We start from the raw sequence: 12,772 nt of genomic DNA on the forward strand, positions 1-12,772 counted from the left end.
CCGGGCCGCGCCTCAGTCGTCCAGACCGCGCTCGATCGCGTACCGCACGAGCTCCACCCGGTTGTGCAACTGCAGTTTGCCCAGGGTGTTCTGGACATGGTTCTGCACGGTGCGGTGCGAGATGACCAGCCGCTCGGCGATCTGCTTGTAGCCCAGCCCCTTGGCGACCAGGCGCAGCACCTCCGTCTCCCGGTCGGTCAGCTTCGGCACGTCCGGGCCCTGCTCGGCGGCCGGGGCCGGGTCGGCGGCCAGCCTGCGGTACTCGCCCAGCACCAGTCCGGCGAGCCCCGGGGTGAAGACCGGATCGCCCAGCGCCGTACGGCGCACCGCGTCCAGCAGCTCCTGCGGGCCCGCCGACTTGACCAGATACCCCGTGGCCCCGGACTTGACGGCCTCCAGCACATCGGTGTGCTCGCCGCTGGCCGACAGCACCAGCACCCGCGGTGCGGACCCGGAGCCGGCCAGTTCGCGGCAGACCTCCACTCCGGGCCTGTCCGGCAGGTTCAGATCCAGTACCAGGACGTCGGGTGCGGCGGCGCGGGCCCTGCGGACGGCCTGCTCGCCGTCGCCGGCCGTGGCGACGACCTCGAACCCGGCCTCGGCCAGATCCCGGGCCACGGCCTCACGCCACATCGGATGGTCGTCCACGACCATCACCCTGACGGGTGCCGCGCCGCCGTCCGGCCCGGTCCGCCGCTCCTCAGTCGCCATCCTTGGGAACCCTCATCTCCACTTCCGTCCCCTGCCCGGGCACCGACACCAGCTCGGCGGTGCCGCCCAGTTCCCGCAGCCTTCCCCGGATGGACAGCGCGACGCCCATCCGCCCCTCCGCCTCGGCGGCCGCCAGCCGTCCCGCGGGGATGCCGGGACCGTCGTCCCGCACGGACACGATCACCGCGTCCGGCTCGTCCTCCAGCAGGACCCAGGCCTGCGCCCCGGCCTCCGTCCCGCGCCCGGCATGCCGCTCCACATTGTCCAGCGCGGCGCCGACGGCGGCCGCCAGCTCCGCGGCCGTGCGGCCGGGCAGCAGCACCGGGGCACCGGGCTCGGCGAACGTGACCCGGGCCCCCGCGTACGAGGAGAGCAGCGCCCGTACGTCGCACGGCCCGGCCCCGGCCCCCGTACCGCCCCCGGGATCCGCGCCGGTGCGGTGCCCGTCCCGCGGGCCGGGCACCGCCCCGGGCTCCGGGGCGGAGGCAGCGGTGCGTCCCGGCTCGGGCACCACCCCGCTGGAGACGAGGGCACGCAGCGCGACCTCCTGCTCGCCCGCCATCCGGCCGAGCTCCGCCGCCTCCCCGCCCAGGGCCGTCCCCCTGCGCTGCACCATGGCCAACACCTGAAGGACGCTGTCGTGGATGTCGCGGGCCAGCCGCTCCCGCTCCCGGGTCGCCGCCTCTATCCGGAGCGCCCGCGCCAGGGTGCGCTCGCTGGCGCGGGCCACCTCGATGACGTAGCCGATGGCGACGCTCGCCACGCAGACGAGCAGCACGTTGTGGAACGTGGAGCGGGTGATCATGCCGCGTTCGACGACGTTGGCGATCCCGACGAGCACCGAGGCGCCGGCCGCCCAGCGCCAGCCGCCCTTGAGCGCGAACGCGAGGACGGGTCCCGCCACCCAGATGGACGGCAGGGTCGGGCCCACCTGGTGGTGCCCGTCGACCACGGGCGTCAGGAGGATCCCGGCGAGGCCCAGCGCGATGTCCGTGACCAGGAACGGCAGCGTGCAGCGGTCGGCCGAGCCGAGGTTGCGCAGGGTGGCGAACGTCCAGCAACCGAGCAGCAGCAGGAAGAGCACGCCCGGGAGCGGCGTGCTGTACTGCGGGTAGCTCCAGGCGAAGACACCGGCGGCGTAGAGCACGGCAAGGATCCGGTAGCCGGTCAACGCCCGCCACAGCGGCTGCTCGACGGACATCGTGCGCACCGCCACGCCCGCCCCTCTCTCCGGCGGCGGGACGCCTCCGCCGCGGTCGTTCCGTACTCCCCGCCCCCGCGCCCTGCCCGTACCTCCCGGACCGGCCTCGACCGGGACGGGCCGGGACGGGCCGGCGGGCCCGGACGGGAGGCCCGGCCCGCCCGGACGGGAGGACTCTAGGCCGCCCGGCCGCCCCCGGCCCGGTCCTGCCCGTCCTGCCCCTGCGCCGGCCGCTCCTTGCGCGCGGCCTCCGCGGCCTTCTCCGCCTTCTCCGCCTTGGCCGCCTCGGCCAGTTGGCGCTTGGCCGCCGTCGCGTAGATGTCGACGTACTCCTGCCCGGAGAGCTTCAGGATCGCGTACATCACCTCGTCGGTGACCGCGCGCTGGATGAACCGGTCGTTGTCCATGCCCTGGTACCGGCTGAAGTCCAGCGGCTCACCGATCCGGATGCCCGGGCGCATCAGCTTGGGCACGACCTTCCCGGGCGGCTGGATCTTCTCCGTGTCGATCATCGCCACCGGGAGCACCGGCGCACCCGAGCGCAGCGCGACCCGCGCCAGGCCGCCGGGCTTGCCGCGGTAGAGGCGCCCGTCGGGCGAGCGGGTGCCCTCGGGGTAGATCCCGAACAGCTCGCCGCGCTCCAGCACCTCCAGCCCGCTGCGGATCGCCGCCTCACCCGCTCCGCGCACCCCGGAGCGGTCCACCGGGAGCTGGCCGACGCCCTTGAAGAACGCCGCCGTCAGCCTGCCCTTGATCCCGGGTGAGGTGAAGTACTCGGCCTTCGCGATGAAGGTGACCTTCCGGTCCAGGACGGCGGGCAGGAAGAAGGAGTCGGAGAAGGACAGGTGGTTGCTCGCCAGAATGGCGGGCCCCTCGGCGGGCACGTTCTCCAGGCCCTCCACCCAGGGCCGGAACGCGAGCTTCAGCGAGCTGCCGACCGACAGCTTCATCGCGCTGTAGAACAACCTCGACCTCCTTGGTGGGACCGCACCGACCCTATCCCGCCCCGGTGCTCCCGGAACCCGGCCGCCCGCGGCCGGCTGCCCGCACCCGGCCGCGGGGCCGCTCGGGCCGGATCGGCGCACGGGGTCCGCCTGCCGCCGGGGCCGCGGCGCCCGGCGGGTGTACTCCTGTGGGCCCCCTGGACACTGCCGGAGTGCCCGGCGACGAATTAGGGTGGCAGCACTCCTTGCCGAGTTCCGATCGCTGAGCCTCTGGAGGCCCGCCGTGCCGCCCATCCTCCCCGGAGCCGAGCCCTTCCGCCACGACGGTTCGTCGACCGGCGTACTGCTCTGCCACGGCTTCACCGGGTCCCCGCAGTCACTGCGCCCCTGGGCCGAGGACCTGGCCGGGCACGGCCTGACCGTCTCCCTGCCGCTGCTCCCCGGCCACGGCACCCGCTGGGAGGAGCTGGCGGTGACGGGCTGGGAGGACTGGTACGCGACCGTGGACCGGGAGCTGCGGCTGCTGCGCGACCGGTGCGAGCGGGTCTTCGTCTGCGGCCTGTCGATGGGCGGTGCGCTGGCGCTGCGGCTGGCCGCCCGGCACGGTGCGGCGGTGCGGGGCATCGTCCTGGTCAACCCGGCGACGACGTTCCCGCGGATGCAGGGGTACGCGCTGGCCCTCGGCCGCTTCCTGATCCGCTCGGCGCCGGGCATCGCGGACGACATCGCCAAGGACGGCCGGCACGAACTGGGCTACGACCGGGTGCCCACCCGGGCCGCGTACGCGATGCGCGACCTCGTCCGCGTCGTCCGCGGCGACCTGCCGAAGGTGACGCAGCCGCTCCTGCTGCTGCACAGCAGGACGGACCATGTGGTGCCGCCCACCGACTCCGCACTCGTCCTGGGCCGGGTCTCCTCCACCGACGTGACCGAGACCGTGCTGGAGCACAGCTACCACGTCGCCACCCTGGACCACGATGCGGAGCAGATCTTCGCCGACAGCCGTGGCTTCATCGACCGGCTCACCGCCGCCGAGGACGCGCCGCTCAGCACGGCACGGAGCGCCCGTGACAGCGCGTGACCCGGACGAGGAGGAGCCGCACGAGTCCCGGGGCGCGTCCGGATCGGGCGGCGGCTCGTCCCTGCCCCCCGAGGAGGAGGCGGCCTGGGCCGCGATCGTCGCCGCGTACGGCGAGGAGCCCGCGGCGGACACGGCGGACGGCACGTCCGGGAGCGGGAACCGCGGCACCGACGGGGACCGGGAGGAGGACCGGGAGCCGGACGGCGACATGCTCGCCAAGCCCCGGCCCGCTCCCGACACAGAGCCCCCGGCGCGCAGCTTCACCGTCTACGCGGCCGGAACCGGGCCGCGCGACTGGCAGCCCGCACCCGCGGAGAACGGTGCGGACGACGAGGACGGCGAGGGGCACTTCGAGCCGCCCGAGCCGCCGCCGCTGCCCGAGACGGACACCACCACCAAGTTCGCCTGGGTCGCCGCGCTGGGCGGGCCGCTGCTGCTGATCGGCGCCGTGCTGCTGCAGGCCGACCTGACGTGGTGGATCATCACGCTGGGGGTGGGCGGTTTCCTGGGCGGGTTCGCCACCCTGGTGACCCGGCTGCGGGACGGCCGGGACGACGATCCGGACGACCCGGGGCGCGGAGCGGTGGTCTGACCGGACCGGTTCACCCCGCGGGGACGCGCAGGGCCGCCAGCACCGGGAGATGGTCGGTGGCGGCGACCAGGTCGGCCTCCGCCAGCCCCGGCAGCCCCCGGGGCACGCCCGCGCCCAGTACGCCGACCCGCTCCCCCACGAAGACGGCGTCGATCCGCTGCCGCGGCGCCGCGGCGGGCGAGGTGTGCTCCCCGCTCCAGGGCGCGGCGACCCAGGCGTCCCGCAGGTCCGTACCGAGCAGCGCGAACGTCCGTCCGCCCGCCCGCTCGTTGACGTCCCCGGCGGCCACCACTGCGGAGCCCAGCGCGGCGGCCCGCTCCAGCAGCACGCCGGCCTGCTCCCGCCGTTCGCGGGCCTGCAGACTCAGGTGGAAGCTGACCACGCCCAGCCGGGCCGCGGTGCCGAACCGCAGCCGGGCGAGCGCGAACCCGCGCCGGTGCAGCCCGGGCGTGCGCGGCAGCAGCACGTCCTCGGCGTGTTCCACCTGGGCCCGCAGCGAGGCGAGGATCAGCGGTCCGGCCGCCGTCGCACCGCCGGTCACATAGGTGAGGCCGGTGCGGCGCGCCAGCCAGGCGGCGCGCTTGCGCCAGCGGAAGAAGCGCGGCGCCTCCTGCACGCACACGACGTCCGGGGCGCAGGCCCGGACGACCCGGACCAGCGCCTCCGGATCGTCGCGCAGGGAGCGGATGTTGTAGCTGAGCAGCCGGACGACGGCCGCGCCGTCGGGCTCCGTGCGGGAGCGCGGCAGTTCGGCGGCCCGCGCGGGCCGCGCCCCGGTGGTGTGTCCGGTCATCGGCGCGGCCCCCGGTCCGGTCAGCCCTGGCGGGCCAGGTCCGCGACGCCCACCAGGCCCGCCTTGTTGCCCAGTTGGGCGGCGAGCACATCGGCGTGCGGGCGCCAGCGGCTGCCGACGAGCCAGCGCCGGTAGGACTTGCGGATCGGGTCGAGGACCAGTTCGCCCTCGTCGGAGACGCCGCCGCCGACGATGAAGGCGCCCGGGTCGAAGAGGGAGGCCAGGTCGGCGAGGCCGGCGCCCACCCAGCGGGCGAGTTCGCGGAAGGAGTCGATGGCGACCGGATCGCCCTGCCGGGCCGCCTGGCTGACGTGCTTGCCGTGAATGCCCTCGGTGGTGCCGTCGCCCAGTCCCAGCAGGATCTCGGCGTTGTCCGGGGTGGCGGTGGCGCGCTGCTGTGCGTAGCGCAGCAGCGCACGCCCCGAGGCGTACTGCTCCCAGCAGCCCTGGTTGCCGCAGCCGCACAGCAGGCCGTCGGGGACCATCCGGATGTGGCCGAACTCGGCGGCCACTCCGTACCGTCCGCGGTGCAGCTTGCCGCCGATGATGGTGCCGCCGCCGAGCCCGGTGCCGATGGTGATGCAGACGACGTCCTCGTGGCCGGTGCCGACGCCGAACTTGTACTCGCCCCAGGCCGCGGCGTTGGCGTCGTTCTCGATCACGACGGGCAGGTCGATGCGCTGCTCGACCTTGTCCTTGAGCGGCTCGTGACGCCAGCTCAGGTTGGGGGTGAACAGCACGGTGGCGCGCTTGTCGTCCACGTACCCGGGGGCGCCGATCCCGACGGCCTCCACCCGGTGTTCGGCACTGGCCTGGCGGACGGCGTCCGCGATGGCGTCGATCACGGCGTCGGGGGTGTCGGGTGTGGGCACCTTGCTCGTCTCGAGGATGGTGCCTTTCTCGTCCACAACGCCAGCCGCGATCTTGGTGCCGCCGATGTCGACCCCGATTGTGAGTCCCATGTGTCCCTCGGTCATCCGGTGTGATCCCCGCCGCAGCCAACCGTACCGGAGCGCACCCGCCCACCGGGCACGGTCGGACATGTGCCGGGGACGGGCAGTCGTCCGCCGGGCCGGGCGCCTGCCGGAGGGGCGGCGCCGACGGCTGCCGGGGCAGGGGCTGCGGGGCAGGAGGCCGGGGGGCAGGGGACAGGGCACAGAGAGGCGGGGGCAGGGTGCCTGCCGCAGGACTCCGACGGCTGCCGGGGACCGCGCCGCCTGTCCGGGATGCTCTCGCGGCGCCGCTCGTGACCGTTCAGGCGCCGCCGCGCGCCTCCGGGCTCCCGGGATCGCCGCCGGTCCCGTCGCCGGGCCCGGCGCCGCCCGGCGCCTCGTCCCCGGGCCGTTCCGCCGAGGGGCCCGCCGGAGCCGGGCCGGGCGCCGCGTCCGGTGCGGCGCCGGGATCGGCGTCGGTGTTGGTGTTGGTGTCGGTGTCGGTGTCGGCGTCGGCGTCGGCGTCGGCGTCCGGCTCGACCACGACCTCCTCGACGACCCGGGCGTCGCGGTCGGCGGCGCGGGTGAGGTCGGCGGCCTCCTCGACGTCGATCCGGTCACCCCCGGCGGCCGGAGCGGACGCGTTCGCGTCCCGCGGCTCGCTCCAGCGGCGCTCGGACTCCTGGACCATGGAACGGTAGGCGGCCAGCAGTTCCCCGCCGGCCGCCGCGAGGTGGTCGAAGAGCTGCGGATTGCGCTCGACGACCGGCTCGAAGGTCGCCTTGGCCTGCTTGAACAGCTGCTGCGCCACACCCTGCGCGGCAGCCGATCCGACCGTGCCCACCAAGGGCTTGCCGAACTCGGCGACCTTCTCGGTGACCGCGTCCGCCAGCCTGCGCAGTTCCTCGGCGGCGCTGGTGGGCGGCGGACCGTACCGGGCGCGGCGGCGCGCCTTCTCCGCGGTCAGGTCCTCCTCGCACGCGGTGGCCCAGGCGTCGGGATCCGGGGCGTCGGGGCGCTCGGCTTCATCGCTCATGGCGGGCTCCTACGGGCGGCGGGTGGCGGACGGTGCGCGGCGGTGCGCGGCGGGTGCTGACACGGGTCCGCGCACCTTCCGACGTTACCCGAACGGCGGCGCCGGGTGCGGGCGTCCGGCCGCGGGGACGGACCGCGGGACGCGCCCGCCCGGTCCGTACCGACCAGCCCGTACCGACCGGCGCGTACCGACGTGTCCGCTCAGTCCGCACGTCCGGCGGGCCGGGAGCCGGAGCCGGCCTGCTCGGGCCACAGCTCCGGGTCGGGCGTGAAGCGGACCCCCAGCACCCCGCCCTTGAGGCCGGCACCGGAGACGCGGCAGCGGCGCAGCGCCGAGGGGAGCGGCAGCACCCGCCGGTAGGGGCCGACACCCACGGTCAACTCGTCCCCGCGGCGCACCAGTTCCAGCTCGTCCCGGTCGGCGCCCGGCAGCGGGAGCTGCCACACCAGCCGGCCGTCCCCGGCCAGCCGGTCCTCCAGCCAGCCGTAGGCGACATCGGTGCCGGGCCCGCTCTCGGCCCCGGCGGGCGGGTGCAGCCCGGGGCCGCCCTCCCGGCCGGGCGGCACGGCGGTGCGGGCTGCGGCGGCCAGCGCCCCCAGGTCCTGGGGACCGCGCGGATCCCGGCCCAGGTGCGGCAGCTCGCACAGCGGGACGCCCTCGGCCTCGCACTTCTCGCGCAGAGCCGCGAGCGCGGTCTGCTGCTGCCCGGCCAGGGCCGCCAGCCAGGAGTCCGCGGAGCCCGCGGGCAGCAGCCGGTTGGCGACGACGGACTCCAGCGCGAGCCCGTGCAGCCGCAGTCCGGCGCCGGCCGTGCGCAGGGCCTCGGCGGCGAACGGTCCGGGCTCGGTGACCAGCCGGACGACCGTCGCCGGGGACTCCACGACCCGCTGGACCGCGGCCAACTCCTGCGACCAGCGTGTGGCGGACTCGTACAGCCACTGCGCGGGCATCGGAGCACCGGCGAGCTGGGCCAGCAGGGGGCGCAGGGCGCGGGCCGCCTGCCGCTCGGCGGGGACGAGGCGGCGCAGATAGCGGCGCAGCTGTGCGGGCAGCGCGAGCAGGTTGATCCCCTGCGGGGAGGGGGGCATGTCCGCGACGACGATGTCCCAGTCGGCGTCCCGGCCGGAGCCCCGGCCGGCGTCCCGGTCGGCGCCGTCCCCGCGCCCCTCGCGGTCCGCCGTCCCGTCGGCGCTCCCCGCCTCCTCGCCGTGTGCCAGCAGCAGGGCGCGCAGCAGCGCGAACGTCTCCGCGCCGGGGAGTTCGGTCAGCTCGTCCTCGTCCAGCGGTACGGCGCCCAGCAGATCGAGCACGGTCTTGCCGCGCTCCTGGAGGGCGACGGCCCGGGTGCGGAACTCCGCGCCGGAGTCGATGCGCTGCAACCACAACCCCGGCACCGCGGCGACGGGTTCCGGCGCGCCCGCGGCGGACGCGTCCGGCGGGGGAACCGGTGCGTCGGGTGCCGCACCGAGCAGCGCGGCCAGGTGGCGCGCCGGCTCGGCGCTCAGCAGCAGGGTGCGGTGCCCCTGGGCGGCTGCCGCGCACGCGGTGGCCGCGGCGACCGTGCTGCGCCCCGCTCCGCCCGCGCCCGTGACCAGGACGGTCTGCGGGCCGGTGGGCGCGGGGCCGGGGGCCGCGCCGGTCAGTTGCCGGCCTCGGACGCCTCGGCGCCGCCCGCCTCGACGCGCTTCTTCAGTCCGTCGAGCGCGCGGTCGATGATGACCTTCTCCGCCTTGCGCTTGATCATGCCGAGCATGGGGATCTTGACGTCGACGGTGAGCTGGTAGGTGACCTCGGTGCGCGCGCCGCCGTCGACGGGGGTGAGCCGGTAGAGGCCGTCCAGGGAGCGCAGCATCTGGGACTTGACCAGGGACCAGCGCACCTCGTGCGGCTCGGCGCCGCCGAGCCACTCGTAGGCCAGGGTGTGCTCGTCCTTGATGGCTCCGGCGTCCAGCAGCAGGCGCACCTGTTCGGCGTGGCCGTGCTCGTCCCGGCCGAGGACCTCGGCCTCCTTCACCTCGCCGGCCCACTCCGGGTAGCGGGGGAAGTCGGAGATCACGCTCATCACGGCCCCGGGCGCCGCGTCGACCGTGATGCTCGAGCTGGTGTGTTCCGCCATCGCCATGGCCCTCCGATATACCGTGTCCGAATTGTCCACCGCGCGGCACCCGCCGCACGTGGACGAGCGCGCACTGCCCGCCGATGCCCGCCGCACGTGGACGAGACCGTGCGGGATGCCCGCCGGGATGCGGGGATGCGTCTGCCGTCGAAGGCTACCCCGCGCCCCTTCGGCGCGGCGCCGCGCGGGTCACCACTCCAGCACCCAGGGGGTCCCGGTGGCGTTGAAGTGGCCGACGTTGACGCACTCGGTGGCGCCGATCCGCATCCGCCGGACCAGCGGCTGATGGACGTGGCCGAAAAGGTGGTAGCGCGGCCGCACCTCGTGCAGCGCCTCCAGCAGGTGCGGACTGCCCCGCTCGAAGCGGCGCGCGACGGTGTCGTAGCACAGCTCGGGCACCTCGGGCGGGATGTGGCTGCACAGCACGTCGACCTCGCCCAGCGCGGCGACCTTCGCCGCGTAGGTCTCGTCGTCGATCTCGTAGGGCGTGCGCATCGGGGTGCGCAGACCGCCGCCGACGAAGCCGAACCGCCACCCCCCGATGTCGGCCGTCTCGCCGTCGAGGACCCGGACGCCCTCGGGTGCGTACTCCGGCCACAGGGGCGGCACGTCGACGTTGCCGTAGGTGGCGTACGTGGGCGTCGGGAAGGCGGCGAACAGTTCGGCGTACTGCTTGCGCACCGCCCGCTCCGTCGCGGCGTCGCGGTCGATCCCGGCCCACAGCTCCCGGGCGAAGGCGCGGGCCTCGGTGAAGCGCCGGGCCGTGCGCAGGGCGACGATGCGGTCCGCGTTCTCGACGCCGAACAGGTCGGGGAAGATGCCGCGCGAGTGGTCGGCGTAGTCCAGGAAGAGGACGAGGTCTCCCAGACAGATCAGCGCGTCCGCGCCCGCGCCCGCTTTCCCGAGGTCGGCACTGTTGCCGTGTACGTCGCTGACCACGTGGACTCGCATGCGCCCACCCTAGGTCTCCCCGCGCGCACCGGGGAGAGGGAGCCGCCCGCGGGCGGCGGGCGCGGGCCGGTGCCCCCGTCCGCCGGGACGGCCGAAAAGTGCGGTACGCACCGCTGTTCCCGCTCTCTCCCCTTCACGGCTTCCGTGTCCGTGAACACCTCGACTAGGCTGCTATCAGCCATCTCCACCTGTGACGCACAAAACATCTGCGCGCCACCCTCTACCCCCACCCCCATACCGATGGGTAACGTCCGGGCCGTCATTCTTCCGGGATCGTCCGCCGACCCTGGACCGAGCCAACGGAGGCCGGCCCCCGCGGCCCCCCTTCTGGCGCGCCGACGAGGAGCAGCAGTCTTGCGCGAGTACAGCCTTCCGGCCCTCTATGAAGTCCCCGCAGAGGGAAACCTGACGGACCTCATCCGCCGGAACGCGGCTCAGCACCCGGATCTCCCCGTCATCGGGCGCAAGCGGAACGGCCGCTGGGAGGACCTGACCGCCGCCGCGTTCCTCGCCGAGGTGCGGCAGGCGGCCAAGGGCCTGATAGCCGCGGGCGTGGAACCCGGCGACCGGGTGGGCCTGATGTCCCGCACCCGCTACGAGTGGACGCTGCTGGACTTCGCCATCTGGAGTGCGGGCGGCGTCACCGTCCCCGTCTACGAGACCAGTTCGCCCGAGCAGATCTCCTGGATCCTGGGCGACTCCGGCGCCGTCGCCTGCCTGGTGGAGACCGAGGCGCACACCGCCGCCGTGGACTCCGTCCGCGACCGGCTGCCCGCGCTGCGGAACGTGTGGCAGATCGAGCCCGCGGACACCGGGGAGAGCGCCGGGGAGAGCACCGCCGTCGCCCGGCTCGCCGCGCTCGGCGCCGGGATCGGCGACGAACTGGTCGAGGAGCGCAGCTCCGCCGCCGACGCGGACTCCCCCGCCACCATCGTCTACACCTCCGGCACCACCGGCCGCCCCAAGGGCTGTGTGCTCACCCACCGCAGCTTCTTCGCGGAGTGCGGGAACGTCGTCGAGCGGCTGCGCCCGATGTTCCGGCCCGGCGAGGGATCGGTGCTGCTGTTCCTGCCGGTCGCCCACGTCTTCGGACGGCTGGTGCAGGTGGCGGCCGTGATGGCGCCGATCAAGCTGGGACACGTCTCGGACCTGCGGAACCTCACCGACGAGCTGGGCTCCTTCCGCCCGACGATGGTGCTGGGCGTCCCCCGCGTCTTCGAGAAGGTCTTCAACTCGGCGCGGGCCCAGGCCGTCGCCGGCGGCAAGGGAAGGATCTTCGACCGGGCCGCCGAAGTGGCCGGTGCCTACAGCCGCGCCCTGGACGAGGAGGCGGGCCCCTCCCTCGGACTGCGGATCCAGCACAAGATCTTCGACAAGCTGGTCTACAGCAAGCTGCGCGCCGTCCTCGGCGGCCGGGCCACCCACGCCATCTCCGGCGGCGCGCCGCTGGGCGCGCGGCTGGGCCACTTCTTCCGCGGCGTCGGCTTCACCGTGCTGGAGGGCTACGGGCTGACCGAGTCCTGCGCCGCCACCGCCTTCAACCCCTACGACCGCCCCAAGATCGGCACCGTGGGGCAGCCGCTGCCGGGCTCCGTGGTGCGGATCGCCGACGACGGCGAGGTGCTGCTGCACGGCGAGCACCTGTTCACCGGCTACTGGAACAACCAGCAGGCGAGCGACGAGGCACTGACCGACGGCTGGTTCCGCACCGGCGACCTGGGTGCCCTGGACGCCGACGGCTATCTGACCATCACCGGGCGCAAGAAGGAGATCCTGGTCACCGCGGGCGGCAAGAACGTCGCCCCCGCCGTGATCGAGGACCGCATCCGGGCGCACGCGCTGGTCGCCGAGTGCATGGTGGTCGGCGACGGCCGGCCCTTCGTCGGCGCGCTGCTGACCGTGGACGAGGAGTTCCTGCCGCGCTGGGCCGCCGAGCACGGCAAGGACCAGCTCGCCCACGAGGAGCTGCTGGCCGACCCCGAGCTGCTCGCCGAGCTCCAGACCGCCGTGGACGAGGGCAACAAGGCCGTCTCCAAGGCCGAGTCGGTCCGCAAGTTCCGGGTGCTGCGTGAGCAGTTCACCGAGGACTCCGGCCATGTCACCCCCTCCCTGAAGCTCAAGCGGGGCGTGGTCGCCAAGGACTTCGCCGACGAGATCGAGGCCCTCTACACGGCGTGACGCGCCGCGTCCCGCTGCCGGGCCGCGAGCCGTCCCGCCAGTTCGGTGACCGACTGCCGTGCGGCGGTCGCCGAGGCGGCGGCCCGCGGCCGGAGCGGGGCCATCGCGGGCACGTCCCAGGCGCGGGTCAGCTCGCGGGTCACGAAATGCAGCCGTTCCGCGGGCACTCCGCGGTCGGTGAAGTACCCCCGCAGATACGGCACCTGGAAGTCCAGACCCTCCCGCGGAGCACCCGGG

At 74.8% G+C, this 12,772-nt stretch carries 12 protein-coding genes and 1 pseudogene; 3 read left to right on the forward strand and 10 right to left on the reverse strand.

Annotated elements, in window-relative coordinates:
* Positions 1–12: 12 nt before the first annotated feature.
* From A949_RS0125015 to A949_RS0125025, 3 genes are all read right to left on the reverse strand, one after another.
* The gene (locus A949_RS0125015; RefSeq protein ID WP_019358785.1) at positions 13–711 is read right to left on the reverse strand and encodes a response regulator; all 699 of its coding nucleotides are present in this window, start codon (positions 709–711) and stop codon (positions 13–15) included.
* Positions 701–1,912 (reverse strand): MacS family sensor histidine kinase, encoded by a 1,212-nt coding sequence (gene macS / locus A949_RS0125020; RefSeq protein ID WP_026005009.1) that lies wholly within the window; start codon positions 1,910–1,912, stop codon positions 701–703. Before macS ends, A949_RS0125015 begins: the two co-directional genes overlap by 11 nt.
* A gap of 176 nt (positions 1,913–2,088) precedes the next feature.
* Positions 2,089–2,877 carry a lysophospholipid acyltransferase family protein gene (locus tag A949_RS0125025; RefSeq protein WP_019358787.1) on the reverse strand — a complete coding sequence of 263 codons (789 nt, stop codon included), beginning with the start codon at positions 2,875–2,877 and terminating at the stop codon, positions 2,089–2,091.
* Between the two features lie 262 nt (positions 2,878–3,139).
* On the opposite strand from A949_RS0125025, the gene A949_RS0125030 reads away from it, so the two are divergent.
* Positions 3,140–3,937 (forward strand): alpha/beta hydrolase, encoded by a 798-nt coding sequence (locus tag A949_RS0125030; RefSeq protein WP_019358788.1) that lies wholly within the window; start codon positions 3,140–3,142, stop codon positions 3,935–3,937.
* Positions 3,924–4,529 carry a hypothetical protein gene (locus A949_RS0125035; RefSeq protein WP_019358789.1) on the forward strand — a complete coding sequence of 202 codons (606 nt, stop codon included), beginning with the start codon at positions 3,924–3,926 and terminating at the stop codon, positions 4,527–4,529. Before A949_RS0125030 ends, A949_RS0125035 begins: the two co-directional genes overlap by 14 nt.
* Before the next feature lie 10 nt (positions 4,530–4,539).
* Here A949_RS0125035 and A949_RS0125040 read toward each other — a convergent pair whose 3' ends face one another.
* The 6 genes from A949_RS0125040 to A949_RS0125065 all read right to left on the reverse strand — a co-directional run bounded on the left by A949_RS0125040 (position 4,540) and on the right by A949_RS0125065 (position 10,357).
* Positions 4,540–5,322, reverse strand: coding sequence for an endonuclease/exonuclease/phosphatase family protein (locus tag A949_RS0125040; RefSeq protein ID WP_019358790.1), 783 nt, complete (start codon positions 5,320–5,322; stop codon positions 4,540–4,542).
* 20 nt (positions 5,323–5,342) lie between these two features.
* Complete coding sequence (locus A949_RS0125045; RefSeq protein ID WP_026005011.1) at positions 5,343–6,284, reverse strand: ROK family glucokinase; 942 nt, start codon at positions 6,282–6,284, stop codon at positions 5,343–5,345.
* A 292-nt stretch (positions 6,285–6,576) separates the two neighbouring features.
* Positions 6,577–7,290, reverse strand: a complete 714-nt coding sequence (locus A949_RS39555; protein WP_019358792.1) for a DUF5304 family protein — start codon at positions 7,288–7,290, stop codon at positions 6,577–6,579.
* A gap of 200 nt (positions 7,291–7,490) precedes the next feature.
* A complete protein-coding gene (locus A949_RS0125055; RefSeq protein WP_037707604.1) occupies positions 7,491–8,885 on the reverse strand; it encodes an ArsA family ATPase in 1,395 nt (464 codons plus the stop codon).
* A 44-nt stretch (positions 8,886–8,929) separates the two neighbouring features.
* On the reverse strand, positions 8,930–9,406 hold the full coding sequence (locus tag A949_RS0125060; protein WP_026005012.1) for an SRPBCC family protein: 477 nt from the start codon (positions 9,404–9,406) through the stop codon (positions 8,930–8,932).
* Positions 9,407–9,595: 189 nt separating this feature from the next.
* A complete protein-coding gene (locus A949_RS0125065) occupies positions 9,596–10,357 on the reverse strand; it encodes a metallophosphoesterase family protein (protein WP_078534157.1) in 762 nt (253 codons plus the stop codon).
* 354 nt (positions 10,358–10,711) lie between these two features.
* Between A949_RS0125065 and A949_RS0125070 the strand changes: the two genes are divergently transcribed.
* Positions 10,712–12,535, forward strand: a complete 1,824-nt coding sequence (locus A949_RS0125070; RefSeq protein ID WP_019358796.1) for an AMP-dependent synthetase/ligase — start codon at positions 10,712–10,714, stop codon at positions 12,533–12,535.
* On the opposite strand, the pseudogene A949_RS0125075 reads toward A949_RS0125070, so the two are convergent.
* Positions 12,523–12,772: pseudogene (locus tag A949_RS0125075) on the reverse strand (FMN-dependent NADH-azoreductase); the annotation flags it as partial. The gene A949_RS0125070 and the pseudogene A949_RS0125075 overlap by 13 nt on opposite strands.

The organism is Streptomyces sp. AA1529 (genome assembly GCF_000280905.1).
Lineage (GTDB): Bacteria > Actinomycetota > Actinomycetes > Streptomycetales > Streptomycetaceae > Streptomyces.

Excerpts from the sequence above, each read along its gene's own strand:
- A949_RS0125015 (WP_019358785.1), bottom strand. The coding sequence starts at position 711 with ATGGCGACTGAGGAGCGGCGGACCGGGCCGGACGGCGGCGCGGCACCC.
- macS (WP_026005009.1), bottom strand. The coding sequence starts at position 1,912 with ATGTCCGTCGAGCAGCCGCTGTGGCGGGCGTTGACCGGCTACCGGATC.
- A949_RS0125040 (WP_019358790.1), bottom strand. The coding sequence starts at position 5,322 with ATGACCGGACACACCACCGGGGCGCGGCCCGCGCGGGCCGCCGAACTG.
- A949_RS0125045 (WP_026005011.1), bottom strand. The coding sequence starts at position 6,284 with ATGGGACTCACAATCGGGGTCGACATCGGCGGCACCAAGATCGCGGCT.
- A949_RS39555 (WP_019358792.1), bottom strand. The coding sequence starts at position 7,290 with ATGAGCGATGAAGCCGAGCGCCCCGACGCCCCGGATCCCGACGCCTGG.
- A949_RS0125060 (WP_026005012.1), bottom strand. The coding sequence starts at position 9,406 with ATGGCGGAACACACCAGCTCGAGCATCACGGTCGACGCGGCGCCCGGG.
- A949_RS0125065 (WP_078534157.1), bottom strand. The coding sequence starts at position 10,357 with ATGCGAGTCCACGTGGTCAGCGACGTACACGGCAACAGTGCCGACCTC.